The 25,988-nt window shown below is 66.6% G+C and carries 25 protein-coding genes; 12 read left to right on the top strand and 13 right to left on the bottom strand.

Annotated features, from left to right (window positions below):
- Positions 1-45: 45 nt before the first annotated feature.
- Both BLS75_RS05870 and BLS75_RS05865 read left to right on the top strand, forming a co-directional pair.
- A complete protein-coding gene (locus BLS75_RS05870) occupies positions 46-756 on the top strand; it encodes a winged helix-turn-helix domain-containing protein (protein WP_011060933.1) in 711 nt (236 codons plus the stop codon).
- Positions 757-2,046: an ATP-binding protein gene (locus BLS75_RS05865; RefSeq protein ID WP_072452251.1), complete on the top strand. Its 1,290-nt coding sequence runs from the start codon at positions 757-759 to the stop codon at positions 2,044-2,046.
- 67 nt (positions 2,047-2,113) lie between these two features.
- On the opposite strand, the gene BLS75_RS05860 is transcribed toward BLS75_RS05865, so the two are convergent.
- The 3 genes from BLS75_RS05860 to BLS75_RS05850 form a co-directional block, all read right to left on the bottom strand.
- Positions 2,114-2,917, bottom strand: a complete 804-nt coding sequence (locus BLS75_RS05860; protein ID WP_072442183.1) for a MipA/OmpV family protein — start codon at positions 2,915-2,917, stop codon at positions 2,114-2,116.
- Positions 2,918-2,923: 6 nt separating this feature from the next.
- Complete coding sequence (locus BLS75_RS05855) at positions 2,924-4,735, bottom strand: serine hydrolase domain-containing protein (protein ID WP_072452250.1); 1,812 nt, start codon at positions 4,733-4,735, stop codon at positions 2,924-2,926.
- Positions 4,736-4,843: 108 nt separating this feature from the next.
- Positions 4,844-5,332, bottom strand: coding sequence for a GFA family protein (locus tag BLS75_RS05850; protein WP_072452249.1), 489 nt, complete (start codon positions 5,330-5,332; stop codon positions 4,844-4,846).
- Positions 5,333-5,613: 281 nt separating this feature from the next.
- Between BLS75_RS05850 and mntP the strand changes: the two genes are divergently transcribed.
- Positions 5,614-6,186: a manganese efflux pump MntP gene (mntP, locus tag BLS75_RS05845; protein WP_019093782.1), complete on the top strand. Its 573-nt coding sequence runs from the start codon at positions 5,614-5,616 to the stop codon at positions 6,184-6,186.
- Positions 6,187-6,261: 75 nt separating this feature from the next.
- Here the strand turns inward: mntP and BLS75_RS05840 are convergent, their stop codons facing one another.
- Positions 6,262-6,828, bottom strand: a complete 567-nt coding sequence (locus BLS75_RS05840; RefSeq protein ID WP_011060939.1) for a GNAT family N-acetyltransferase — start codon at positions 6,826-6,828, stop codon at positions 6,262-6,264.
- 135 nt (positions 6,829-6,963) lie between these two features.
- Positions 6,964-7,869, bottom strand: a complete 906-nt coding sequence (locus BLS75_RS05835) for a LysR family transcriptional regulator (RefSeq protein ID WP_019093783.1) — start codon at positions 7,867-7,869, stop codon at positions 6,964-6,966.
- A gap of 142 nt (positions 7,870-8,011) precedes the next feature.
- Between BLS75_RS05835 and BLS75_RS05830 the strand changes: the two genes are divergently transcribed.
- The 6 genes from BLS75_RS05830 (at position 8,012) to BLS75_RS05805 (ending at position 14,141) form a co-directional block, all read left to right on the top strand.
- A complete protein-coding gene (locus BLS75_RS05830) occupies positions 8,012-8,839 on the top strand; it encodes an HTD2 family dehydratase (protein ID WP_011060943.1) in 828 nt (275 codons plus the stop codon).
- 34 nt (positions 8,840-8,873) lie between these two features.
- Positions 8,874-10,037, top strand: coding sequence for an acyl-CoA dehydrogenase family protein (locus BLS75_RS05825; RefSeq protein WP_072442177.1), 1,164 nt, complete (start codon positions 8,874-8,876; stop codon positions 10,035-10,037).
- Between the two features lie 9 nt (positions 10,038-10,046).
- Positions 10,047-11,396 (top strand): MmgE/PrpD family protein, encoded by a 1,350-nt coding sequence (locus BLS75_RS05820; protein ID WP_015635353.1) that lies wholly within the window; start codon positions 10,047-10,049, stop codon positions 11,394-11,396.
- A gap of 35 nt (positions 11,397-11,431) precedes the next feature.
- Positions 11,432-12,634 (top strand): CaiB/BaiF CoA transferase family protein, encoded by a 1,203-nt coding sequence (locus BLS75_RS05815; RefSeq protein WP_176876733.1) that lies wholly within the window; start codon positions 11,432-11,434, stop codon positions 12,632-12,634.
- 165 nt (positions 12,635-12,799) lie between these two features.
- Positions 12,800-13,612: an HpcH/HpaI aldolase/citrate lyase family protein gene (locus BLS75_RS05810; RefSeq protein WP_072452247.1), complete on the top strand. Its 813-nt coding sequence runs from the start codon at positions 12,800-12,802 to the stop codon at positions 13,610-13,612.
- Between the two features lie 97 nt (positions 13,613-13,709).
- On the top strand, positions 13,710-14,141 hold the full coding sequence (locus BLS75_RS05805; protein WP_072452246.1) for an HD domain-containing protein: 432 nt from the start codon (positions 13,710-13,712) through the stop codon (positions 14,139-14,141).
- 28 nt (positions 14,142-14,169) lie between these two features.
- Here the strand turns inward: BLS75_RS05805 and BLS75_RS05800 are convergent, their stop codons facing one another.
- The 5 genes from BLS75_RS05800 to BLS75_RS05780 all read right to left on the bottom strand — a co-directional run bounded on the left by BLS75_RS05800 (position 14,170) and on the right by BLS75_RS05780 (position 18,673).
- Positions 14,170-14,361, bottom strand: coding sequence for a tautomerase family protein (locus tag BLS75_RS05800; RefSeq protein WP_011060949.1), 192 nt, complete (start codon positions 14,359-14,361; stop codon positions 14,170-14,172).
- Between the two features lie 90 nt (positions 14,362-14,451).
- Positions 14,452-14,781, bottom strand: coding sequence for a hypothetical protein (locus BLS75_RS05795; protein WP_011060950.1), 330 nt, complete (start codon positions 14,779-14,781; stop codon positions 14,452-14,454).
- A 63-nt stretch (positions 14,782-14,844) separates the two neighbouring features.
- The gene (locus BLS75_RS05790; protein WP_072442168.1) at positions 14,845-16,308 is read right to left on the bottom strand and encodes an amidase; all 1,464 of its coding nucleotides are present in this window, start codon (positions 16,306-16,308) and stop codon (positions 14,845-14,847) included.
- Positions 16,309-16,413: 105 nt separating this feature from the next.
- On the bottom strand, positions 16,414-17,535 hold the full coding sequence (locus BLS75_RS05785; RefSeq protein WP_072452245.1) for a polyamine ABC transporter substrate-binding protein: 1,122 nt from the start codon (positions 17,533-17,535) through the stop codon (positions 16,414-16,416).
- A gap of 106 nt (positions 17,536-17,641) precedes the next feature.
- Positions 17,642-18,673 carry an AraC family transcriptional regulator gene (locus BLS75_RS05780; RefSeq protein ID WP_036996300.1) on the bottom strand — a complete coding sequence of 344 codons (1,032 nt, stop codon included), beginning with the start codon at positions 18,671-18,673 and terminating at the stop codon, positions 17,642-17,644.
- 243 nt (positions 18,674-18,916) lie between these two features.
- Here BLS75_RS05780 and BLS75_RS05775 point away from each other — a divergent pair, with 243 nt between their 5' ends.
- The 3 genes from BLS75_RS05775 to dctM are packed head-to-tail and all read left to right on the top strand — an operon-like array spanning position 18,917 to position 21,888.
- Positions 18,917-19,918, top strand: coding sequence for a TRAP transporter substrate-binding protein (locus BLS75_RS05775; RefSeq protein ID WP_072442162.1), 1,002 nt, complete (start codon positions 18,917-18,919; stop codon positions 19,916-19,918).
- 57 nt (positions 19,919-19,975) lie between these two features.
- Entirely contained in the window at positions 19,976-20,608 is a 633-nt protein-coding gene (locus BLS75_RS05770) for a TRAP transporter small permease (protein ID WP_011060955.1), read from the top strand.
- Positions 20,608-21,888, top strand: coding sequence for a C4-dicarboxylate TRAP transporter large permease protein DctM (dctM, locus tag BLS75_RS05765; RefSeq protein WP_011060956.1), 1,281 nt, complete (start codon positions 20,608-20,610; stop codon positions 21,886-21,888). Before BLS75_RS05770 ends, dctM begins: the two co-directional genes overlap by 1 nt.
- Before the next feature lie 110 nt (positions 21,889-21,998).
- Here the strand turns inward: dctM and BLS75_RS05760 are convergent, their stop codons facing one another.
- The 3 genes from BLS75_RS05760 to BLS75_RS05750 form a co-directional block, all read right to left on the bottom strand.
- Positions 21,999-22,610, bottom strand: a complete 612-nt coding sequence (locus tag BLS75_RS05760) for a DNA-3-methyladenine glycosylase family protein (protein ID WP_072452244.1) — start codon at positions 22,608-22,610, stop codon at positions 21,999-22,001.
- A 117-nt stretch (positions 22,611-22,727) separates the two neighbouring features.
- Entirely contained in the window at positions 22,728-23,630 is a 903-nt protein-coding gene (locus BLS75_RS05755) for an alpha/beta hydrolase (protein WP_072452243.1), read from the bottom strand.
- 31 nt (positions 23,631-23,661) lie between these two features.
- Complete coding sequence (locus BLS75_RS05750) at positions 23,662-25,902, bottom strand: TonB-dependent siderophore receptor (RefSeq protein ID WP_072452242.1); 2,241 nt, start codon at positions 25,900-25,902, stop codon at positions 23,662-23,664.
- Positions 25,903-25,988 lie beyond the last annotated feature (86 nt).

The raw sequence follows: 25,988 nt of genomic DNA, 5'->3' as shown, positions 1-25,988 counted from the left end.
CCTATAATGCGCGCGCACAAATTGTGTGTTCACAGATTGGCAAATATGGAAAACCTGGGTCTTGGCAAGGTGTTGCTGGTGGAAGATGACGAGAAGCTCGCCGGGCTGATCGCGCATTTTCTGTCCCAGCACGGCTTTGAAGTGCTGACGGTCCACCGCGGCGATACCGCCCTGGCGGCATTTCTCGAATTCAAACCGAAACTGGTGGTGCTCGACCTGATGCTGCCCGGCCAGAGCGGCCTGCACGTGTGCCGGGAGATCCGCGCCGTGGCGGACACCCCCATCGTCATCCTCACCGCCAAGGAAGACGACCTGGACCACATTCTCGGCCTGGAATCCGGCGCCGATGACTATGTGATCAAGCCTATAAAACCGGCGGTGCTGCTGGCGCGCCTGCGGGCCCTGCAACGGCGCCAGGTGCCGGAAACCACCACCCTGCGCGGGGCCCTGGCATTCGGCGTGCTGAGCATCGACCGCAACAGCCGCGAGGTGCGCCTGGCGGGCGAGCCGGTGGAACTGACCACCATGGAGTTCGAGCTGCTCTGGCTGCTGGCCAGCGCGCCGGGCAAGACCCTGTCCCGGGACGACATCCTCAACCGCATGCGCGGCATCGAGTTCGACGGCCTCAACCGCAGTGTCGACGTCTACATCAGCAAGCTGCGGGGCAAGCTCAAGGACAACCCGCGCGAGCCGGTGTGCATCAAGACCGTGTGGGGCAAGGGCTACCTGTTCAATCCGTTCGCCTGGGAGGTTTGAATGCTGCGTCTGTTTCTGGGGCTCTACCTGTTCCTGGCCCTGGGCTTCGCCGGGGCCATGACCGCGGTGCAACACATCTTCATCAACTACCTGGCCGCCGACCTGATCGAGTCCTACAACCGCGACGCGGTGCGCGGGCCGGCCTACAGCCTGAGCGAACAGTTGCGGCCGTTCGACGAGGCCGGGCGTCAGCAGCAGCTGGAGCAGCTCAAGCCGCACTACGGGCTGCTGCTCAAACTGGTGCAGGCCGACGACCTGGACCTGAGCGTGCGCGAACAGGCCCTGCTGGATTCCAACCAGTTGGTGGTGCGCGAGGAGTTCACCGAATTCATCGGCAGCATCGACGGCGGCAAGCAACTGTTGAGCATCAAGCTGCCGGAAGACCCGCCCCTGACCCTGCTCTACAACATCGCCGCCTATGCCTTGCTCGGCGCGCTGCTGGCCATCGTCCTGTACTTCTGGGTGCGCCCGCACTGGCGCGACCTGGAGCGCCTGCGCCTGGCCGCCGAACGTTTTGGCGACAACGACTTGGGCACCCGGCTGCACCTGTCGCGGCGTTCCAACATCCGCGACCTGGCCCAGCACTTCAACCGCATGGCGGCGCGCATCGAGGGGCTGATCGCCAATCAGCGCGAGTTGACCAACGCGGTGTCCCACGAACTGCGCACGCCCATCGCCCGGCTGTCCTTCGAGCTGGACCAGTTGCAGCAACAGCCAGATCCGGATGAGAACCGCGAGTTGATCGCCGACATGTATGCCGACCTCGGCGAGCTGGAGGAAATGGTCTCCGAACTCCTCAGCTACGCCAGCCTGGAACATGGCGCGGCCACCATCAACCGGGAAAACATCCAGGCCCAGAGCTGGCTCGACAGCGTGGTCGGCAGCGTGGCCCTGGAGGCCGAGGCGGCCGGGGTGCAACTGCTGATCCGTTCCTGCCAGGTGGAGGACGTGCGCATCGAACCGCGCTTCATGGCCCGGGCAGTGATCAACCTGCTGCGCAACGCCATCCGCTACGCCGACCGCCGGGTCGAGGTGTCCCTGGTGCGCCTGGAGCATGGCTACGAAGTGCGGGTCAACGATGATGGTCCCGGGGTGCCGGTGGATGGCCGGGAGAAGATCTTCGAGCCGTTTTCCCGTCTCGACGCCAGCCGTGACCGGCGTACCGGCGGTTTCGGCCTGGGCCTGGCGCTGGTGCGGCGGGTCTCGCAATGGCACGGCGGCAAGGTCGAAGTGGCGGATTCGGAGTGGGGCGGTGCCTCGTTTCGCATGACCTGGGCCCACCTCGACTGAGGTTCGCGCGCAGCCCTGAACCTGCGTAGCAACGCGGCCCGTGATCACGGGCCGCGCGTTCCCTTTCTTAGAAGCTGTACTCAAGTTGAGTGGCGATGCTGGTCTGCATGCGCCGGTCGACGATCGGGCTGTCGCCGGCTTCCTTGCTCAGGTACTTCATCGACAGCAGGGTCGAGACCTTGGTCTGCTCATTGAGGGGCAGGGTCCAGGCCAGGTCGGCGCCGCTGCTGACCCGTCCACCCTTGGCCCGGTAGGCGCCGAAGCGGCTGTGGGCCGCCTGGGTGTCGCTCACCCCGTACCAGGTCTGCATGTAGTCGGCGTTGCCGAACAGGCTGTTGAGGCTGGCATCCAGGCTGCCGAAGCGGCCCTGGTAGAGGTTGCTGCCAATGCTCAGTTCCAGTGCGCTGTAGGCCGAGCCGGTGTCGCGGTTATCGTTCTTCTTCACCGCGTGGGTCAGGGTAGCGCCCAGTTCGAACGGCCCCAGGTCATAGCCCAGGTGCGCGCCGAACTGCGCCCGGGTCTTTATTTCGCCCATGCCCTTGAGGCGCTTGGAGCCCTGGCCCAGGTGGTTCTTGTCGCGCCGTGATTCGCTCGGGCCGACCCAGGTACTGAACGACAGGTCGCCCCATTCGTTGCCCCAGCCCAGGCCCTGGTCGGTATTGAGGAACACGCCCCAGGGGCTGATGATCTCGCCGCCGAGAATCGGCGCCAGGGCGCGTTCGTCACTGCCGCTGTAGCGCGGCACGCTGGCCACCCCGGCGTGCACGCCATACTTCCAGTCTTCGGCGTGCAGCGTGCCGCAGACCGTGCTCAGGCCCAGGGTGCCGGCCCACAAGGCGGCGGTGGTGGCGGAATGTTTCAGGGTTTTCATGAAGGGTCAGAACCTCAGGTGGTTGGCGTTATAGGTGCGTTTGAATGAGTAGCCCAGGACGTTCACGCCGTTGACCTGGCGGCGCACGGTGTCGCCCAGGCCCGGGCCGTTGCCGGCGATCACCGCGTGGGCGTTGTCCACCGGGGCGAGGATGTAGTCGGTGAGGGGACGGCCTTGCTGCAGGCTGCGGATCATCAGGAAGCCGTCCTCCAGGGCGATGTCCATGCCGTTGATGGGCGGTTCGCCGGGGTCGTCGCTCAGAGCCTGGTAGGTGCCGACCGTGGCCAGCCAGTTGTCCGTCAGGGGCACCGGCTCGATCCGTTCTCCCACCGCCAGCAACTGGCCGTGGCTCTTGGCGGTGAACACCCGATGGCCCTGGACCTGCATCACGTCCAGTTGCAGTTGCCCCAGCGGGCCCAGGTCCTGGGGCCAGAGCCCGAGGCGCTTCTTGCGCACCCGCAGCCAGCCCTGTTCGTCCCGCAGCAGTTCGTAGCGCTCGCCGGCCAGCTCGGCGTACAGGCGCTGGTGCTGGTCGCGGATCCGCAGCACACCCCAGCGGGTGGCATAGAAGCCCGCCAGGTGCCGGCGATCCGCCGCTTGCGGAACCTGACGTTGCTGGGCCTGGGGGGCCGTGGCCGGTTGCGGTGGCGGTGGCGGGGCGCCGTGGGCCTGCAGCAGCATGCGCAGTACCTGGGGCACCAGGGGCTGGGCCAGGGCCTCGCCGCTGTCGGAATTGCTCATCACGATCACCGCCAGCTGCTGCTCGGCCAGCACGCTGATCCGGGCATGAAAGCCCTCGCCGAAACCGCTTTGCTGCCAGGTGCGCATATCTGGCCGGACCCATTCCTCGCCGCAGGGCGACAGGAACCAGCCAAGGCCTACCTGGCAGTCGAAATCCAGCGGGTTGCCGGCGTTCTGCGTGCGCACCATTTCGTCGATGGATGCCGCCGAGAGCAGTTGGCGGTCCTGGTACCGGCCCTGGGCGAACAGCATGCGTATATAGCGGCTCAGGTCCCGCGGGCTGCTCCACAGGCCCTGGGCGGAAAGGTCGCGGACCAGAGCATCGCTGCTGACACCGTCTTCATAGCCTTTTGCCCGGTAAGGCTGGGCGCGGCTGTCCCCGACAAAGCTCGACTGGCTCATGCCCAGTGGGCGCAGCAGGCTCTTCTGCAACTGCTGTTCGAAATCCACGCCGCTGCTGCGCTCCACCGCTGCCCCGAGCAGGGCATAACCGAGGTTGGAGTAGGCGGTCTGGGTTCCCGGAGCGTTGCTCAGCCACAGCCCGCTGAGCTTTCCCGGCAGTTCGTCGAGGGCGTTGGGGGTGCGTGCGTCGCGCAGGTATTCGCTGGGAATGCCGCCCTGGTGGCTGAGCAGGCGGCGCAGAGTCACGGCCCGGTCGGCGGCGTTCTGGTCCTCGTGGAAGCGCGAGCGGACGTAGAACTCCCTGAGGGTGTCCTGCAGCGGCGCGTCCAGTTGCAGGCGCCCTTGTTCCACCAGTTGCATCACCGCCGTGGCAGTCAGCAATTGCGACAGGGCGCCGGCGCGAAACGCGGTGTTTTCGGTCACTTGCAGGCCCCGGGCCTGGTCGGCGAAGCCAAAGCCCCGGGCCCAGATCAGTTGCTGGCCGTCCACCAGGGCGATGGACAGCCCGGGCACCTGATGTTCGGCCATCTGTTGCGGGATGTACTGCTTCAGGTAGCCGATGATGCTGGCGTAATCGCCGGGCGCGATGGGTGGCGGCGCCGGAGGCTGGCCGTTGCAGCCGAGGTTGCTCAAGAGCAGGCCCACCAGCGGCAGGCCGAGAAGTTTGCGGGACATGCAGCACCCGAGGGCCAATTGGATCAGCGGATGCTAGGGAAGGGGGGCGTGGCAGTCTTTGACAGCTTTGTCGGGAAACTGTCAAAGACTGTTAAGCCCCGGTTGCGCTCATGCCTCCAGCCCCAGGCGCTGGTGCCACTGGGCAATCGATTCCTCGGGGTATTCGGCGAACTGCAGGTCGTGCGCCCCGGCATCGACCTCGACCCAGGGCGCCCTGGAGTCGAGCATCAGGTGGGTGTGCTGCGGCGGCACCGGCAATGGGGTGTCGATGGCCGAGGCAAAAGGGTGGATCAGCTCCGGCCATTGCGGGCTGAACAGCCACAACCCGGAGCCGCAGCGCCCGCAGAAGTGCCGTTCGGCGCTGCTGCTGTGGGCCCGGGCGGCACCGGCGGGCTTGAGCCGGGCATGGTAGATGACGATGTGCTTGCGCCCACGTACCTTGAGGCTGGCCGCATCGCCCCTCAGGTTGATGGCGTAGCCGCCACCGCCCTGGGTCTTGCGGCAGATCGAGCAGTAGCAGCGCTGGTAGGGATAGGGATGGCGGCTGGACAGGCTGAAGTGCACGGCGCCGCAATGGCAGGAGCCCTGGAGTTGCATGGGGTACCTCCACGAATCAACGGGTGGATTGCACAGGCTAGCCGCTGTGCGAGCAGCTGTCGTGGCGCGCTGCTGATGAAATTTTCACATGTGCCCGGCTAAGCTGCGCGCCTCTTTGGGGAGTAACCTGCCACCGCGCCCTGCGGTGGCGCCCGTATCAACATTCTCGGCAACCTGCCGTGGTACGGGCACCGTTTCGGCTGGTGAGACCATCGACATACCTGCGCTGAAGTCGGGCGCGTGGGCATGTCGTGGACTCAAGCCCGACCGGAAGACTCAACGTGAACCCAGCCTCGATCATCTTTCTTGCCTTCGCCATGTCCACCGATGCCTTCGCCGCCGCGGTGGGCAAGGGTTCGGCCATGCTCAAGCCGCGCCTGCTGGAAGCTTTGCGCATCGGCCTGATCTTCGGCGTCATTGAAGCCATCACCCCGGTGGTGGGCTGGTTCATCGGCCAGGCCGCGACTCAATGGGTGGCCAACTGGGACCACTGGATCGCCTTCAGCCTGCTGCTGTTGCTGGGCCTGCACATGATCTACAACGGCACCCGCCAGCAGGCCGAGGCCGAGGAAGAAAAACCGCGCCAGCACGGCTTCTGGCTGCTGGCGGTGACCGGCCTGGCCACCAGCATCGATGCCCTGGCGGTGGGGGTGGGGCTGGCGTTCGTCAACGTCAACATCTGGGTCGCGGCCAGCGCCATCGGCCTGGCCACCATGACCATGGTCACCCTGGGAGTGATGCTGGGCCGCGCCATTGGCACGGTGATGGGCCAGCGCGCCGAAGTGCTGGGCGGGGTGGTGCTGATCATCGTCGGCTCGGGAATTCTCTACGAGCACCTGTCGGCTGTGGCTTGACTTCAGTATCGGCGGCGGGGCGGTTCTGCGGGCAATGCGGCCGCGCCTCGGGCCGAGGCGCGGAGCGCTCTGGCGTTACAGCGCCAGGCTGTGGATCACCTGGGTGGCGTCATCGGGGTCGATGGCGCTGCGCATGCCCAGCTGTTTTGCCAGGCGGCGCATGCTGTAGTTGGCGGCGGAATCCACCGAGTACATCTGCTGGAAACCGTTGTTGCGGGCTTCGTCGATCAGGTGCTGCATCAATAGCGCGCCGAGGCCCTTGCCTTGCCACTCATCGGCGATGGTCACGGCGAACTCGCAATGCGAGGGCTGCTCGTCGACCTGGGCGTAGCGGCTGATCCCCACTTCCCGCAGTTCGCCGTTGTCGTGGACCAGGGCCACATAAGCCACCCGCTGCGGCGTGCCGACATCCATCAGTTGATTGAGCAGTTGCTCGCCCACTTCCTTGATCTCACCGAGAAAGCGCTGGTGCCGGGTGGCCGGGGAGAGGTTTTCGATAAAGGCCTTTTCCCGCTCCCGGTCCTGGGGCCGCAGCGGGCGGATCAGCACATGGCTGCCGTCGTTCAGGGCGTCGATCCAGTATTGGCCTTGCTGCGCCGGGAACGGCGGGTGGGCGAGCGTATCGAGAGCGGTGCTGGGCATGGTCAAGTCTCCGCGGAGCCAAAGGGCGGGCTGCGCACACAGCCCTGATTGGCTTCAGGTTTACTCCGCTGGCGAGGCGGGCACTTGATCGGCATCAATGTCTCTGCTTGCGCCGCCGGCCAGGGCGATCACCGGTCACGAGGCTTGCGGGCTCCGGGCATCGGGCATCAGCGTCGCGATCAGCGCCCGCACGCTGCCGGGCAGGGCCTCCAGTTCGCGGACGATGATGCTGCGTTCGCGCACGGCCCAGCTTTCATCCAGCTTCACCGTCACCAACTGCATGGTGCGGCTGTGCCGCAAGGCCGCGGACTCGGGAATGATGCCGATGCCGACCCCGGCTTCCACCATGCGGCAGATCGCTTCGAAGCTCGACACCTGGATGCGCAGCGAGAGTTGCTTGCCCAGGCGCTCCACATGTTCGCGCAGGAAGGTCAAGAGGGTGCTGCCTTCATGCAGGCCGATGTGCTGGTAGGCCAGGGTCTGTTCCAGGGTCACCGAAGCCTGCCCCGACAGCGGGTGGCCCACGGGCACCATCAGCACCAGGTGGTCGGTGCTGAAGTGCAGCACCTGCAGGCCGCTGGCTTCCACCGGGCCGGCGATGATGCCCATGTCGCTGGTGCCGTCCAGCACACCGCGAACGATGTCCCGGGACAGGCGCTCCTGCAGGTCCACCGTGACTCCCGGGCGTACCGAGAGAAATTTCGCCAGCACTTCCGGCAAGAATTCGGTGACCGCCGTGGTGTTGGCGAAGATGCGGATGTGCCCGGAGGAATCACCGCCGTACTGGGTGAATTCGCTTTTCAGGTAATCCACCTGGCGCATGATCAGCCGCGCGTGCTGCAGCAGCCGTTCGCCGGCGGGGGTGACTTCCACGCCACGGCTGTCGCGGTACAGCAGGCGGGTTTCGAGCTGGCCTTCCAGGGCCTTGATCCGCGCGCTGGCGGCCGCTGGCGAGAGGAAGGCGCGGCGCGCGCCCTGGGTCAGGCTGGGGGATTCGGCAATATGGATAAACAGGCGCAGGTCCGCCAGATCGAAATGCATGTCCGGGCTCCTGAAGGCAGGGGTAGGGGCGAATGGCGTTCAGCATAAACGAACGCCGGTTTATAGAAATGCAAATTCTCCATACGCGCCAGCCCCTTGCATGATGGCCGCCATCACCTTCGTGCCACAGGACCCTGCCACCATGAGTGCCACCGACCCCAGCGCCTGGATCGGCCGCAGCCAGCGGATCGACGACCACCTCAGCCATAACCTGCTGGCCCGCATCGCCGCCACGTTCGGCCAGCCCGCCCCGGCCCCGGGCGAGGCCCTGCCGCCGTTGTGGCACTGGTGTTTCTTCCAGCAGCCACAGCCGGCCTCGGCCCTGGGCGGCGACGGGCATCCGGCGCGGGGCGGTTTCCTGCCGCCGGCGGCCAACCGCAACCGCATGTGGGCCGGTGGCCGCCTGGCGTTTCACCGGCCGCTGCGGGCCGGCGCCGAGGCCAGTTGCACCAGTACCATCCTCCAGGTCGAGGAAAAGGCCGGGCGCACCGGCAAGCTGCTGTTCGTCACCCTGTGCCACGAATATTTTCAGGACGGCCATCTGGCGCTGCGCGAAGAACAGGACATCGTCTACCGCGAAGCGTCCCCGCCGAAAATGAGCAGTGGCGAGCTGCTGCCCGAAGGCGACTGGCGCGAGCCGGTGGAGCCCACGCCGACCCTGCTGTTTCGCTACAGCGCGGTGACCTTCAACGGCCATCGCATCCACTACGACTATCCCTACGTCACCGCCACCGAGGGCTACCCGGGGCTGGTGGTGCACGGCCCGCTGATCGCCACCCTGAGCCTGGGGGCCTTCTGCCGGGCCCACCCCGAGGCGCGCCTGCGCCATTTCGCCTACCGCGGCCTGCGGCCCTTGATTGCCCCGCAGCCTTTCGAGGTCGGCGGGCGCATTAGCGCCCCTGGCCACGCCGAACTGTGGGCCGGCGACGGCTCCGGGCTGGCCCAGCGCGGCGAAGTGCAGTTCGACTGAATTCCAACAATAAGCAAAGGCGGAGTGCCGATTGATGACCCCCCATGACACTGAAGAACTCAATGCCATCCGTGAAGGCGTGCGTGCCCTGTGCGCCGAATTCGACGCCGCCTACTGGCGCGGCATCGATGAGCGCAAGGGCTTCCCGGAAGCCTTCGTCAAGGCCCTGACCGAGGCCGGCTGGCTGGCGGCGATGATCCCTGCCGAGTACGGCGGCTCCGGCCTGGGGCTGGCCGAAGCCTCGGTGATCCTCGAAGAGGTGAACCGCTGCGGCGGCAACTCCGGCACCGTGCACGGGCAGATGTACAACATGTTCACCCTGTTGCGCCACGGCAGCCAGGCGCAGAAGCGCTACTACCTGCCCAAGCTCGCCAGCGGCGAACTGCGCCTGCAATCGATGGGCGTCACCGAGCCCACCACCGGCACCGACACCACCAAGATCAAGACCACTGCCATCCGCCGCGGCGACAAGTACGTGATCAACGGGCAGAAGGTGTGGATCTCGCGCATTCAGCATTCCGACCTGATGATCCTGCTGGCCCGCACCACGCCACTGGCCGAGGTGCGCAAGAAGTCCGAAGGCATGTCGATCTTCCTGGTGGACCTGCGCCAGGCCATCGGCAACGGCCTGACCGTGCAGCCCATTGCCAACATGGTCAACCACGAGACCAACGAGCTGTTCTTCGACAACCTGGAGCTGCCCGCCGACAGCCTGATTGGCGAGGAGGGCAAGGGCTTCAAGTACATCCTCGACGGCCTCAACGCCGAGCGCACGCTGATCGCCGCCGAATGCATCGGCGATGGCCGCTGGTTCATCGACAAGGCCAGCGCCTATGCCCGCGACCGGGTGGTGTTCGGCCGGCCCATCGGCCAGAACCAGGGCGTGCAGTTCCCGATTGCCGAGGCCCATATCGAGATCGAGGCCGCCGACCTGATGCGCTGGCGCGCCTGCGAGGAATACGACAGCGGGCACAACGCCGGGGCCAGCGCCAACATGGCCAAGTACCTGGCGGCCAAGGCTTCCTGGGAGGCGGCCAACGCCTGCCTGCAGACCCACGGCGGCTTCGGCTTTGCCTGCGAGTACGACGTCGAGCGCAAATTCCGCGAGACCCGGCTGTACCAGGTGGCGCCGATCTCCACCAACCTGATCCTGTCCTACGTCGCCGAGCATTTGCTGGAGCTGCCCCGCAGCTTCTAAGGAGCCCCCATGAGCCATACCCACGATCTGGCCGGGTTCCTCGCCGGCCTGCGCTACGCCGACCTGCCGGAAAGCGTCCTGCTGCGCACCCAAGAGCTGTTCCTCGACTGGCTGGGCTCGGCCCTGGCGGCCCAGGGCGCGCACCCGATCCCCTTGTTCGAGGCCTATGCCCGGCACATGGGCCCGGCCAGTGGCCCGGCGCGCATCCTGGTCAATGGGGCCGGCAGCTCGGCGTATTTCGCCGCCCTGGTCAACGCTGCCTCGTCGCACCTGGTGGAGCAGGACGACCTGCACAACAGCTCCGTGCTGCACCCGGCCACCGTGGTGTTTCCGGCGGCGCTGGCGGCGGCCCAGGACCTGGGCAAGTCCGGCCGCGAGCTGCTGCTGGCGGCGGTGGCCGGTTATGAGGCGGGGATCCGCATCGGCGAATTCATGGGCCGTTCCCACTACCGGATCTTCCACACCACGGCCACCGTCGGCACCCTGGCCGCTGCGGTGGCGGTGGGCAAGCTGATGGAATTCGACAGCGAGCAGTTCATCAACCTGCTGGGCAGCGCCGGGACCCAGGCCGCCGGGCTCTGGGAGTTTCTGCGCGACGCCGCCGACTCCAAGCAACTGCACACCGCCAAGGCCGCGGCCGATGGCCTTTTGGCTGCCTACCTGACCCGGGACGGCCTGAGCGGTGCGCGCAATATCCTCGAAGGCGAGCAGGGCATGGCCGCCGGCATGTCCCGGGATGCCGAACCGGCACTGCTCAGTGCCCGCCTGGGCAGCCGCTGGGCGCTGCTGGAAACCTCGTTCAAGTTCCACGCCTCGTGCCGCCACACCCATCCCGCCGCCGATGCCTTGCTTGAGGTGATGCAGCGCGAAGGCCTGGAACACGGGCAGATTGCCCGGGTGCTGACCCGGGTGCACCAGGGCGCCATCGATGTGCTGGGCCGGGTCCAGGTGCCGCAGACCGTGCACCAGGCCAAGTTCTCCATGGGCACCGTGCTCGGCCTGATCGCCGTGCACGGCAAGGCCGGGTTGCCGGAGTTCCAGCGCCATGGGCTGAACGACCCCCGGGTCGCGGCGTTTCGCGACAAGGTCGGCATGCAGCTGGACCCTGAAGTCGATGCGGCCTATCCAGCGCGCTGGCTGGGCCGGGTCGAGGTGCAGTGCGTGGACGGCCGCACCCTGCACGGCGCCATCGATGAGCCCAAGGGTGACCCGGGGAATGGCCTGTCCCGGGCCGAGCTGGAAGACAAGTTCCAGCGCCTGCTGCAGTTCTCCGGCGCCCGCACCCCGGAGCAGGGCAATGCCTTGATCCGCCGGGTCTGGGCCCTGCGGGACGCTGCCGACCTCAACTCACTGCTCTGAATGCCCGACATCGAACAGGGCGAGGACCGAACATGATTGACAACACAGCACAGCCACGGCCCCTGGACGGCATCACCGTGGTCAGCCTGGAGCACGCCATTGCCGCGCCGTTCTGCACCCGCCAGCTGGCGGACCTGGGCGCCCGGGTGATCAAGGTCGAGCGCCCCGGCAGCGGCGATTTCGCCCGGGGCTACGACCAGCGGGTCAAGGGCCTGGCCTCGCACTTCGTGTGGACCAACCGCTCCAAGGAAAGCCTGAGCCTGGACCTCAAGCAGCCCGAAGCCGAGGGCCTGCTGGACAGCCTGCTGGCCGGGGCCGACGTGCTGGTGCAGAACCTGGCACCGGGGGCGGCGGCGCGCATGGGGCTGTCGTTCGAGGCGCTGCATGAGCGCTTTCCACGGCTGATCGTCTGCGATATTTCCGGCTACGGCGAAGGCGGCCCCTATGAGCGGAAAAAGGCCTACGACCTGCTGATCCAGAGCGAAGGCGGCTTTGTATCGGTGACCGGCGGCCCCGAGCCGGAGCAGATGGCCAAGGCCGGTTGCTCGATCGCCGACATTGCCGCCGGCATGTACGCCTACAGCGGCATTCTTTCGGCCTTGCTGCTGCGTGGGCGCACCGGCCTGGGCAGCCGCATCGACATCAGCATGCTGGAAAGCCTGGTGGAGTGGATGGGCTACCCCCTGTACTACGCCTTCGAAGGCGCCGAACCGCCACCCCGGGCCGGCGCGGCCCATTCCACCATCTACCCCTACGGGCCGTTTCCCGCGGGTGACGGCGGTACGGTGATGCTCGGCCTGCAGAACGAACGGGAATGGGCGGCCTTCTGCGACAAGGTGCTGGAGCTGCCCGAACTGGCCACGGACGAGCGCTTTGGCGCCAACTTCAAGCGTTCGGCCAACCGCGAGGCGCTGCGCCAGATCATCGTCGAGCGCTTTGCCCGGCTCAGCGTCGCCCAGGTGATCGAACGGCTGGAGCAGGCGCAGATCGCCAACGCCCGGGTCAACGACATGCAGGGCGTGTGGCAGCACCCGCAACTGGCGGCCCGGGATGCCTGGCGCCAGGTGGACAGCCCGGCGGGCTGCCTGCCGGCGCTGTTGCCACCAGCGCGCAACAGCGCCTATGCGCCGCGCATGGACGCAGTCCCGGCGCTGGGCCAGCACAGCGCAGCGATACTCGCCGAGCTGGGCCTGAGCCCGCAAGGCATCGAGCAACTGCAGGCCCGTGGAGTCATCTGAACCCCATCCTCCCCGTAGGAGCCGGCTTGCCAGCGAAGGGGCCCCAGAGATCGCCTTCGCCGGCAAGCCGGCTCCTACGGAGGGCAGGGCAACACCAGGCTCTTGCCGTAGGGGCCGGGCAGCAAGCCCGGCCGCCATTGGTCTTCCAATAACAAGGATCCGAACATGTCCAACCCCATTGTCCGCTCCGCGCTGTTCGTCCCCGGCAGCCGCCCCGAGCGTTTCGCCAAGGCCCTGGCCTGTGGCGCCGATGCGGTGATCGTCGATTTCGAGGACGCCGTCGAGGAACCCCTCAAGGTGCAGGCGCGAGAGCACCTGGGGCGCTTCCTGCTGGCGCAGCCCCAGGTCCGGGCCTGGGTACGAATCAACGCACCCGAGCACCCCCAGCACCTGGCCGACCTGGCGTTCTGCCAGGCCCATGCCGGTGTGGTGGGCATTCTCCTGCCGAAAGTCGAGAGCGCAGCCCAAGTGGCGCGGGTGGCCGCCAGCGGCCGCCTGGTCTGGCCGATCATCGAAAGTGCCCGGGGCTTGCTGGCCCTGGGCGAGATCGCCGGCGCCCCCGGGGTCCAGCGCCTGTCGTTCGGCGGCCTGGACCTGGCCCTGGACCTCAACCTCAGCAGCGGCTCGGCGGCGGCCCAGTTCGCCCTGGACCAGGCGCGGCTGGCGCTGATCCTGCACTCCCGGGCAGCGGGGCTGCAGGCGCCGCTGGACGGGGTGTTTCCCGGCATCGCCGACAGCCAGGGCCTGGCCGCCTCGGTCCGCCACGCCTACGCCATGGGCTTTGCCGGTGCGCTGTGCATCCACCCGGCCCAGGTGCCGGTGATCCACCAGGCCCTGGCGCCCAGCGCCGAGGAATTGGCCTGGGCCCAACGGGTGGTGGAAGGCGGGCGCGAGGGTGCCGGGGCCTACCAGGTGGATGGGCAGATGGTCGATGCCCCGGTGCTGCTGCGGGCCCAGCGCTTGCTGGCGATGGCCTGACCCTGCGCCCGGGCCGCGGCGCAGGTAGAATGGCGCGGTCTTTTTATCGAGGTGGCACCATGCACGGCTCAGCCCCATACACCTGCGGTAGCGTCCGATGAGCAGCCTGGAGCGGGCCATCGCGCTGGCCGCCCAGGCCCATGCCGGGCAAGTCGACAAGGGCGGCGCGCCCTACATCCTGCATCCCTTGCGCGTGATGCTGCGCCTGACACACCCCGAGGCGCGGATTGTCGCGGTGCTGCACGATGTCCTGGAAGACTGCCCCATCACCCCGGAGCAATTGCGGGGCGAGGGCTTCGGCGAAGAGGTGCTGGCGGCGCTGCTGGCGCTGACCAAGGTTGCAGGCGAGGACTACCCGGCGTTCATTCGCCGCGCAGGCGCGAACCCCCTGGCGCGGCAAGTGAAGCTGGCGGATCTGGCGGAAAACAGCGACCTGTCGCGCATCCCCGAACCGGGTGCCGAAGACCTGCGGCGCCTGGAGAAGTACCGCCAGGCCAGGGACTACCTGAACTCACTGGCGCGCGACTGAGTTCGTGATACCTGCGCCCAGCAGCGGCTCAGGCTTGGTCGTCGTCGCTGAGCTCGCCGGCAAACCCCCAATCGCTGCCGTCGATTTCCTGGATCACGATGTGGGTATGCTCGGGCTTCTTGCCCAGTACCCGCACCAGGGATTCGGTGAATTCCTTGACCAGTTGGGCCTTCTGCTGGCGCGTGGCGCCCTTGGTGATCTGCAGGTTGATATAGGGCATGGATCGACACTCCAGGTGATGGCGCATGGACGGGCGGCAGGGCAGCCTACGACAGCCGCTGCCTTCCTGCCAGCCAGGGGCCTTGGTGCGTCAGTTGCTGTAGCTGGACAGCGCCACTTCGGCGGTGCGTGCCGGTGGCTTGCGCCCACGGGTGCGCCAGTGCTCGATCAGCGCCCGGCCATGGGCCAGGCCGGCCTGCAGCGCGGCTTCAGTGCTGGCGTAGTCGTTGCCGTAGGGCGGGCAGGCGAAGTGCACGGAAAAGCACGGGTGCTGGCCGTGGCCGGTGAGGCGGCCGACGTAGCTGTAGCTGGAACCGGACTGATGGGGATCAAGGCTGGGAGAGCTCGGTTCACGAATGATCATCACGTAGATGTCGTGGTCGAATTGGGTGTCTTGATACCAACTGCTTGAAGAATCCATGGTCCACCTCCTTGTCCGTTAGCCTTCGCCGTGGCCGGCGTCGGCATTGTGTTCTGTGCGGGTCTAGCGGTTTGCGGGTGACGCCTGGGGGGCGTCGCGCAGCCCGGCGGGGTGGCGGAACACCCCCTCGGGCAGCCGTTTTTCCAGGGCCCGTGCGGCCCTCAGTACCAGGGCGTCGCGGCCGAAGCGGGCGACGATCTGCAGGCCGATGGGCAGGCCCGCCTCGCTCAGGGCGCAAGGCAGGCTCAACGCTGGCTGGCGGCTGAAATTGAACGGGAAGGTGGTGGGCTGCCACATGGCGCTGATCTGTTCCGGCCAGTCCGGCGGCAGCAGGCGTTCCACGGCGAAGGGTTCGACCACCGCGGCAGGGGTCAGCAGCAGGTCGTACTCACCCAGGAAAGCGTGAAGCTTGTGCGCCACCTGATGGCGCTCCTCCACCGCACAGGCGTAGTCCAGGGCATTGAGCTGGCGCGCGCGGACCTGGGCCTGCTGGAGAAAGTCCCCCACCAGATGGCGGTCCTCGGCGGGTATTTCCTGGGCCACGGCGCAGGCCACTTCCACCGGCCAGGCCCGCAGGTAGTTCGGCGCCGGGTTGCCGATGTCCGGCGAGGCCAGGACCAGGGTGGCGCCGGCTTCCTGCAACAGCCTGGCAGCGTTCAGGCAGGCTGCGGCGATCTGCGGGTCGACATGGGCGGCGTAGCCCAGGTCGGCGCTGAAGGCGATGCGCAGGCCGGCGACGCCGTCCTCGATGGTACTGAGGAAATCCCTGGGCCCATGGGGCCAGGCAAAGGGCTCGCCGGGCTCGTGCACGGCCATGAGCTCCATCAACAGGGCAATGTCGCGCACGTGGCGGGCAATCGGCCCTTCGGCGGCCATGCCGCCCGGGTCGATGCTCGGGCAGGCGGACACCAGGCCATGGCTGGGCTTGAACCCGACCACGCCGCAAAAGCTCGACGGGGTACGGATCGAACCGGCGGCATCGTTGCCTGTCGCGGCCGGGGCATAACCGGCTGCGACCCCCGCAGTACTGCCGCCACTGCTGCCACCGGCATGCAGGGCCAGGTTCCACGGGTTGCGGGTGATGCCGGTCAACGGGCTGTCGGTCAGGGGCGTGCTGCCCAGTTCCGGCAGGGTGGTCTTGGCGATGAAGATCGCCCCGGCTTCACGCAGGCGTGCCACCAGGCTGGAGTCCCGGGTCATGGCCGGGCGGTTGGCCAGGGCCCGGGAACCACTGCGGGTCTGCCAGCCCTGTACGTCGTTGTTGTCCTTGACCAGGATCGGAATGCCATCCAGCCGGCCCATGGGTTGCCCGGCGGCCCAGCGCGCGGTGGACGCCTGGGCAGCGCGCAGCGCAGCCGGGTCCTGGCGTTCGCAGAGGGCGTTGAGCTGTGGCTCGTGGCGCTCGATCTGCGCCAGCACGGCCTGCAGCACGTCCACCGGGGTGAACTGCAAGGTGGCGAAACCCTGCAGCAGCGCCTCGATCGACAGGTGCGGCAGGGCCGCTTGGCTGGAAGTGGGCAACGACATATTCGGCTCTTCGTTCAAGCACGCCGGGCGCGGGCTGCGCCACGGCGTGGAAAGGCGGCATGGACGCCGTTGGCGGCGTCCTGGCGGGCCTTCGCAGTGAATGACTCAGCGGCCACTGGTGACCTTGACCCAGGTCCGGGTCCGGGTGCGCTCGGCCTTGGCCGGCAGCGGGGCCAGGGGGTAGAGGCGGGTCATGGTCTCGGCGCTGGGGAACAGGTCCGGGTTGTCCAGCAGCGACTGCTGGATGAACGGCTTGGAATCGGTCACGCCGTTGGGGTAGCCGACGTAGTTGCTGATGGAGGCAATGACCTTGGGTTCCATCAGGTAATTGAGGAAGGCGTGGGCGGTGTCCACGTGCTTGGCGCCGGCGGGAATGGCCACGGTGTCGATCCACACCAGGGTGCCTTCCTTGGGAATGCGCATTTCGATGTGCACGCCGTTCTTGGCTTCGTTGGCGCGGTTGGCCGCCTGCAGGAAGCCCCCGGAGTAGCCCACGGCCACGCAGATGTTGCCGTTGGCGATATCGCCCATCCACTTGGCGCTATGGAAGTAGCGCACGTAGGGACGCAGCTTGAGCAGCATGGCCTCGGCCTTGCGGTAGTCCTCGGGGTTCTGGCTGTTAGGGTCCAGGCCCAGGTAGTGCAGGGCCAGGGGCAGCATTTCGGTGGGCGAGTCGAGGAAGGTCACGCCGCACTGGCTGAGCTTCTTCAGGTTCTCTTCCTTGAACACCAGGTCCCAGCTGTTGACCGGCGCGTCGCTGCCCAGCAGCTCCTGGACCTTGTCGCGGTTGTAGCCGATCAGGTTGGTGCCCCACATGTAGGGGATCACGTAGCGGTTGCCCGGGTCGCTCTGCTCCAGCAGCTTCATCACGGCCGGGTCGAGGTTCTTCCAGTTCGGCAACTGCCCGCGGTCCAGGGGCTGGAAGGCGCCGGCGCTGATCTGCTTGCTGACGAAACCGCTGGAGGGCACCACCACGTCATAGCCGCTGTTGCCGGTCAGCAGCTTGGCTTCGAGCACTTCGTTGCTTTCGAAGATGTCGTACTTGACCTTGATCCCGCTCTGGTCCTGGAAATCCTTGATGGTGTTGGGAGCGATGTACTCCGACCAGTTGAAGATGTTCACCGTGCGCTCGGGGGCGGCCTGGGCGGTGACAGAGGCGGCCAGGGCCAGGGCACCGAGGGTGCAAGCCGTGGCGAGGCGGGAGAGGGCGGTGTGCAACGATTTCATATGACAACTCCATGTCCGAAATGAGCGGAACCATCCGAGGCGGACATTTTTCGTCGGATAGGTCGCAGAGAGAATGCTTGCAACGGTCAATAGGGGATATTTAGCGTCAATCTTCGGCGCAGTCCGAGAGCGGCCCGAGCTGGCCGGCCAGCTGGCGGAAGCGCCCGGGAGCGACGCCGCTCCAGCGTTGGAAAGCGTGGCGGAAACTTGCGGTTTCCTTGAAGCCCAGGGCTTCGGCGATGCGGTAGATGGGCAGGCTGTGCTGGCCCAGCAACTGCTGGGCGCGGGCGTAGCGCAACTCGTCCAGCAACTGCTGATAGCTGGTGTCCTGGGCCCGCAGGCGCCGGCGCAGGGTGCTGGGGGAGCAGTGCACCTGGCGCGCCAGGCTGTCGAAATCCGGCACCGCGTGCAGCTGTTCATTGAGGATGCGCCGCACCTGGTCGATCCAGGTCGGCCGCGCGCTGAGCTCCTCGTTGAGGCGGATGCAGCGTTGCAGCATGTCGTTCTGGGTCACCAGGTCCGCCAGGGGCAGGCGCCGGTCCAGCCATTCCAGGTCGAAGCCGATGGCATTGCGCCCGGCATTGAACTGCACCGGGCAATTGAAGGCCTGCTCGTAGCTGTCCATATAGGGCTGGGGGCCATGCATCAGTTGCACCTGGCGCAGGGGCAGGGAGCAACCCAGCAGGTCCTGGCAGGTGACCCGGTAGGACGACATGCAGAAATCGGTGTTGAACACCTCAAGTTCGCTTTCGCTGTACTGGTCGGCGGTGAGCCAGGCCAGGCCGTCGCGGACCTCAAGGTCGAGGCGGAAGAAGGTGCCCAGCAGCAAGGGGTAGCGCAGCGCCAGGGACCAGCCTTCGCGCAAGGTGGCGCTGGTCAGCAGGGTCAGGCCGAACATGCCGTAGGCGGAAATGTGCAGGTTGCGCCCCAGCACCAGCCCCAGGTCCTGGCGAAACTGCACGGCGTTGCTGAACACGCGCATTTCCTGGCTGATATTGATCAGGCTGTTGGGCAGCTCCAGGTCCGCCAGCTGGATGCCGCTGCCCTCCAGCAGCACCTGGGCGGGTACGTCGCTGTCACGGAAGGCGTCCAGCACCGCCTGGGTGGTATGCAGGGTGGTCAAGCGAAGGGCGGTCATCGACGATCTCAGAGTGATATCGGGAGGCGTGACTTTAGGGGTTACGCGCCCGCGGTTCAATTGCCCCTTGCAGGCGCTGGCGGGGATGGCGCAGGGCTCGGGGGCCGTTTCGCCGGCAAGCCGGTTCCTACATGGGGCGGAGCGTTCGGCGGGGGTGAACGCGGGTATCAAAAATTCGAAATTCTCTATACGCCATGCCTTAGGCACTCTTCCCTCAATCACAACAATAAAAAGGTGAAGTCCATGTTCAAGCTCTCAAGAGCGCTGTTCTGTGCCGCCGCATTGCTCGCTGCCGGGGTGGCCCAGGCCGCCGAATCCACCGGCAACCCGATCATCATCAAGTTCGCCCACGTGGTGGCCGAGAACACCCCCAAGGGCCAGGGCGCGCTGCTGTTCAAGAAGCTCGCCGAGGAGCGCCTGCCGGGGCGGGTCAAGGTCGAGGTCTACCCCAACTCGTCGCTGTTCGGCGATGGCAAGGAAATGGAGGCGCTGCTGCTGGGGGATGTGCAGATGCTGGCGCCGTCCCTGGCCAAATTCGAGCAGTACACGAAAAAGATCCAGATCTACGACCTGCCGTTCCTGTTCGACGACCTGGCGGCGGTGGACCGCTTCCAGGCCGCCGAGGGCAAGCAGTTGCTGACCTCGATGCAGGGCAAGGGCATTCTCGGCCTGGCCTACTGGCACAACGGCCTGAAGCAGTTGTCGGCCAACAAGCCCTTGCACGAACCCAAGGACGCCCGTGGCCTGAAGTTTCGCGTGCAGGCCTCCAGCGTGCTCGAAGAGCAGTTCAAGGCGATGCGCGCCAACCCGCGCAAGATGAGTTTCGCCGAGGTCTACCAGGGCCTGCAGACCGGCACCGTCAACGGCACCGAGAACACCTGGTCGAACTATGAAAGCCAGAAGGTCAATGAGGTGCAGAAGTACTTCACCGAGTCCAACCACGGCCTGATCGACTACATGGTGATCACCAACGCGAGCTTCTGGAACGGCCTGCCGGCGGACGTGCGCGGCGAGCTGGAAGCCATCATGGCCGAGGTCTCGGTGGAGGTGAACAAACAGGCCGAGGCCCTGAACCAGAGTGCCAGGCAGAAGATCGTCGAGGCCAGGACCAGCGAAATCATCGAACTGACCCCCGAGCAGCGCCAGGCCTGGCGCGACACCATGCGCCCGGTGTGGAGCAAGTTCGAGGACGAGATCGGCGCCGACCTGATCAAGGCCGCCGACGCCGCCAACCAGCGCCACTGATACGCCCTCCCGGCCGTCCGCGGCGGACGGCCACTGCCCGTTTCGCGAGGTATCTCTATGCAGTCCCTGAGACGTATCTGGGAGCACCTGGAGGAGGGCCTGATTGCCCTGCTGCTGGCGACCATGACCCTGGTGACCTTCGTCTACGTGATGCTCAACAACATCTACACCCTGTTCTTCGCCCTGGCCGACAAATGGGCCGCCAGCAGCGCCTTCTTCAACGCTCTGGGCGACGCCACCATGGGCCTGGCCCAGGACATGACCTGGAGCGTGGCCCTGACCAAGGCGATGTTCGGCTGGCTGATCTTCTTCGGCATCTCCTATGGCGTGCGCACCGCCGGGCACCTGGGGGTGGACGCCCTGGTGCGCCTGACCCCGCGCCCGGTGCAGCGCTACCTGGCGCTGCTCGCCTGCCTGTGCTGCCTGGTGTACGCCGGGCTGTTCATGGTCGCCAGCTTCAAGTGGCTGAGCGCGATCATGGCCGCCCATATCGGCGCCGAAGACCTGGACCGCTTCGGCATCCAGGTCAGCCATATCGTGGTGATAGTGCCCATCGGCTTCGCCCTGGTGCTGATCCGCTACCTGGAAATCTTCTACCGCATCTTCACCCGACGGCAGTTCGGCCTGGGCCTGGCCGACGAGGCGGGCGAGGCCAGCAAGCTGGCGGGCAGCCATGAGGAGCGTCACTGATGGCCGTGCTCTGTCTGTTTCTGCTGCTGTTCGTGTTCATGTTCCTCGGCGTGCCCATCGCCATTGCCCTGGGCCTGTCGGGGGCGGTGTCGATCCTGATGTTCAGCCAGGACTCCCTGAGCTCCCTGGCGATCAAGCTGTTCGAGACCTCCGACGCCTACACCTTCCTGGCGATTCCGTTCTTCCTCTTGTCCGGGGCCTTCATGACCACCGGTGGAGTGGCCCAGCGCCTGATCGACTTCGCCAACGCTTGCGTCGGCCACATCCGTGGCGGCCTGGCAATTGCCGCGGTGCTGGCCTGCATGCTGTTCGCCGCGCTGTCCGGTTCCTCGCCGGCCACCGTGGCGGCGGTAGGCTCGATTGCCGTGGCGGGCATGGTGCGCTCCGGCTATCCCAAGGAGTTCGGCGCCGGGATCATCTGCAACGCCGGGACCCTGGGCATCCTGATTCCGCCGTCGATCGTCATGGTGGTGTACTCGGCGGCCACCGAGACTTCGGTGGGCAAGCTGTTCATGGCCGGCGTGGTGCCCGGCTTGCTGCTGGGCCTGCTGCTGATGGTGGCGATCTACATCGTGGCCCGGGTGAAAAAGCTGCCGGCCCAGCCACGGGCCACCTTTGGCCAGTGGCTGAGTGCTGCGCGCCGGGCGTTCTGGGGCCTGTTGTTGCTGGTGATCATCCTTGGCGGCATCTACAGCGGCATGTTCACGCCCACTGAGGCGGCGGCGGTGGCGGCGGTGTACTCGGCCTTCGTCGCCCTGTTCGTGTACCGCGACATGAAGCTGCGGGACTGCCCCAAGGTGCTGCTGGAGTCGGGCCGGCTGTCGATCATGCTGATGTTCATCATCGCCAACGCCATGCTCTTCGCCCATGTGCTGACCACCGAACAGATCCCCCAGGAAATCACCGCCTGGGTGATTTCCGAAGGCCTGACGCCGATCGGTTTCCTGCTGATGGTCAACGTGGTGCTGCTGGTGGCGGGCAGCTTCATGGAGCCCTCGGCGATCGTGCTGATCCTGGCGCCGATCTTCTTCCCGATTGCCATGAAGCTGGGGATCGACCCGATTCACCTGGGCATCGTCATGGTGGTCAACATGGAGATTGGCCTGGTGCATCCGCCGGTGGGCCTGAACCTGTTCGTGACCTCGGCGGTGACCGGCCTGACCCTGGGCCAGACCATCCGCGCGGCGATGCCGTGGCTGATGATCCTGCTGCTGTTCTTGATCCTGGTGACCTACGTGCCGCTGATCTCCCTGGCCTTGCCCAACTGGCTGGGCATGTAGCGCCCCTATCGCTGGCAAGCCAGCTCCTACAGGCGCGCATAATCCCGTAGGAGCCGGCTTGCCGGCGAACCGCGCAGCGGCCAGTCCGCACCGGGTCAAGTGCGCGGTGTTCAGGCCGTCGGCACGCGCCACAGGTACCAGGCAGCAGTGGTGCGCCAGGGGCTCCAGGCCTGGCCGATCTGGCGCAGCTGCCGGGGGCTGGGCTGTTTCTCCAGGTCTTTCAGGCGGCGATAACCTTCGCGTACGCCAAAGTCGTCCACGGGCAGTATGTCCTCGCGCTCAAGGCTGTAGATCAGCAGCATCTCCACGGTCCAGCGGCCAATGCCGGGCAGCTGGATCAGGCGCTCTATCAACTGTTCGTCATCCAGGCCACGGGCGCTGGCGGCATCGGGGACGCGGCCGTCCAGGGTGGCCTGGGCGATGCCCTGCAGGGTCGCTACCTTGCGCGAGGAAAAGCCGCAGCCGCGCAGGCTCTCCAGGCTGGCATCGGCCAGTTGCCCGGGCGTGGGGAAGTCCTGCCCGGGAAACAAAGCGCGCAGGCGGCCGAGTATCGCGTCGCCCGCGCGGGCATGCAGTTGCTGGTAGGCCACCGCGCGCACCAGCGCCTGATAAGGCTCGCGCTCCGGGCGGGGCTGGTGCAGGCAGGGGCCGACGGCGGCGATCAGCGCGGCCCAGTCGGCGTCCAGTGCGGCAAGAAAACGAGTGGCGGGGCAGGTGGGCATTGGCGATCCGGAACAAGTGGCGGGGCGAGCGGCAGATTAGCCCGCCGCCCCAAGGCTTGCACCCTGTCTCTTGCGCTGGAACTCGCGGCCCGGGCCTTGCACCCGGGCGCAGGGTTTTCAGTCCTTGGCCGCCGATAGGTAGAGCCGCTCCAGCACGTAGTGCAACGAGGCCGCCAGGGTTTGGCCATGGCTGAGTGTTTCAAAACTGTGGTAGTCCAGGGCCAACCCCGGCACCTGGGCCAGCTGCGCCTGCAACTGTCGGGCGCGCTGGTCGGCCTCGGGCCCTGCTGGCTGGCGCGGGTTGCCCGGCTCGGCGCCGCCACGCATCAGCAGCAATTGCGCATGATGGCCCTGCAGGCGCTCGGCCAGGCCCTGGGCCTGGGGCAGGATCAGGCCGTCGCCCCACCACAGCGAAGGGCTCGCGGCAGCGTAGTGGCGAAACGCCTGGGGCTGGCTGAACAGCGCCTGCAGCACCAGCAGGCCGCCATAGGAGTGGCCCCACAGGGTCTGTTGCGCGGTATCTATCGGTGCCTGGGCCGCCACGGCCGGGCGCATGCGTTCGCGCAGCAGTTGCAGGAAGGCTTGCGCGCCGCCGCTGGGTTGCCCGGTCAGCGGGTCTTGCTGCTGCGCCTGGCCCGGTTGCTGCGGGGTGTAGTCATAGGTGCGGGCGTTGCGCTCGATACGCAGCGGGGTCTGGTAACCCACTGCCACCAGCAGCGGCGCCTGGCCCTGGTCCAGGCGCTTGAGCTGCTCGGGGTCGAGGGCGCCGATGGCGGCGTTGCCATCGAGCATCCACAGCACCGGGTAGCCCTGTGGCGGCGGCGCCTGCAACGGTTTGCCGATCCACAGTTGGTAGTGCCGCTGGCCGTCGGCGGAATCCAGTTGCAGGCTAGTGAAGCGGTAGGGCAGGTCCTGGCGTTGCAGCAGGCTGCGGTCCATGGGCTGGTCCGGGGCGGGGGCGGCCAGGGCCGCTCCCGCAAGGCCCCAGGCCAGGGCCAGGGGCAGGAAAAAAGTTCTCATCAGGCGTTCTCGGCAGGCTCTTGGTAATGGCTCAGAACGAAGCGGTCAGGCTGGTGTACAGGGTGCGCCCGGGTTCGTTGTAGGTGGCGGCGCCGGCCCCGGCGATGTTGTTCACGCCCTGGGCATTGCCTTCACGGAACAGGCGTTTGTCGAACAGGTTGTCGACCCCGGCGGTAACGCTCAGGTGGCGGGTCAGGGCGTAGGTGCCGCTGACCCCGGCAATGGCGTATGGCGCCAGTTGCTGGGTGGCGCTGCCGGTGACTCGGTCGCCGTGGTAGTCGTACTTCTTCGGCGTCTGCTGGCCGTACCAGGCCACGGTCGCCTGCAGCGACAGGTCCTGGGTGGCCTGCCAGTCGAGCATCGAGTTGAGGGTGTAGCGCGGGGTCACCGAGAGGTAGTCGCCGGTTTCCTTGTTCTTCGATTGCAGCATGTAGGTGAAGTTGTTGTTCCAGGTCAGCTGGCTGGCCAACGGAATGGTCAGGGTGCCTTCCAGGCCTTCCACCAGGGCCTTGGGCACGTTTTCCCACTGGTAGATCGCCGAGTTGCGATAAGCGCCGCTGCCGCCGCTGGCACGGCTCACCGGCGCCAGGCCGGATTCCACCTTGTTCTTGTAGTCGTTGCGGAAGTAGGTCAGGCCGGCCACCCAGCCGTCGGCCTTGTATTCCAGGCCCAGTTCCTTGTTGACGCTGGTTTCCGCCTTGAGCTTGTCGTTGCCCTGCAGGTAGCAGCTGGTGCTCTGGCCATAGCAGCCCTGGCCGCGGCTGTAGAGCAGGTAGTCGGAGTTGAGCTGGTACAGGTTCGGCGCCTTGTAGGCCCGGGCGATGCCGGCCTTGAGGGTCAGGGTGTCGCTCAGGGCGTGGGACAGGTTGAGCGATGGGCTCCAGTTGTCGCCGACGATGCTGTGGTGGTCCAGGCGCAGGCCCGGGGTGAGCATGGTGCCCGGCTGCAGTTCGATGTTGTCTTCGGCGAACAGCGAGAAGATCTGCGCGCTGGACTGGGTGCTGCGGTTGCTTGAGCTCAGGCCGCCCACGGCGCCGCCTTCGCTGGTGCTCTGGGTGTTGGCGCTGGGGTCGTCGAGCTTTTGCTGGGACCATTCGCTGCCCAGGGTCAGGGTCTGCTCGAAGCCGGCGCGCAGGGGCAGGTTGACCTCGCCATGGGCGGTCAGGTCGCGCAGCACCGCGGTGTAGAACTCGCTGTTGCTGAAGATGCCTTCGGTGCCGCCGGCCAGGCCTTCGTTGATCCGCGTGTTGCGGGTCTTTTCGTATTGCAGGTAGGCCATGGAACTGCCGAAGTCCCATTCGCCACGATGGGTCACCGAATAGGTCTCGCGGTAGCTGCGGTTGGTCTCGTGGCCCAGCAGGTTTTTCACCGTGCTGTTGCTGTTGGTGTTCTGGGTATCGCCGGTGTAGATGTTGCCCTGGCGGCTGAAGCCGGCTTCGAAGTCCAGGCTCTGGTCCGGGGTCAGGTGCCAGCTCAAGAGGCCGTTGAGGTCCTTGTTGCGTACCCCTTCGCGGCCGGCGGGCAGGGTGCCGACCTGGTTGCCGGTGCGCAGGGATTCATGGCCGGCGTTGATGTCGGCGTCGTCGGAATCGGTCTTGGCCACGTTGCCGTAGACCCGGTAGCTCAAGCTGTCGGTCAGCGGGCCGTTGAGGCCGAAGCTCATGCGTTGGGTGGCCCCTTCGTCCTTGTGGGTCGGGAACGAGCTGTAGATCGTCGCATTGCCGTGGGTCTGGATGCCGGCCTGCTTGGTGATGATGTTGATCACCCCGCCAGCGGCGCCGTTGCCGTAGCGGGCCGCCGCCGGGCCGCGGATCACTTCGATGCGTTCGACCTGGTCGGCCGGTACCCAGTTGGTGTCGCCGCGGCTGTCACGCTCGCCGCGCCAGCCGTAGCGCACCGAGTTGCGGCTGCCCACCGGCTTGCCGTCCACCAGGATCAGGGTGTTTTCCGGGCCCATGCCGCGGATGTCGATCTGCCGGTTGTTGCCGCGCTGGCCGCTGGTGGAGTTACCGGTGAGGTTGACCCCGGGCATGGTGCGGATGATCTGCGACAGGTCGTTGGCCGGCGGGCGCTTCTGGATGTCCTCGGCGGTGATCACAGAGACCCCCGGTGCCTGCTTGGTTTCTTCCTTGGCGGTGGCGATGACGCTCTGGGGTTCCAGCTCCAGGACCGGCTGGGTCGAGCCTTCATTGGCAGCCTGCACGGCCTGGCTGAGCAGGCAGCAGCCGGACAGCAGGAAGGGGGCGAAAGGACGCATCGAGCGCATGGACATCGGTGATCTCCGGGACAGAAGCAGAAACAGGAAGATCACGAATGATAATGACTGCTATTTGCGAGTAAAGCGCATTAACTTTCTAA

It is taken from the genome of Pseudomonas sp. NFPP12, assembly GCF_900103205.1.
Taxonomy (GTDB): domain Bacteria; phylum Pseudomonadota; class Gammaproteobacteria; order Pseudomonadales; family Pseudomonadaceae; genus Aquipseudomonas; species Aquipseudomonas protegens.
Note: the sequence above shows the minus strand (reverse complement) of the source record. Positions and strands in the feature narration are given on the sequence as shown.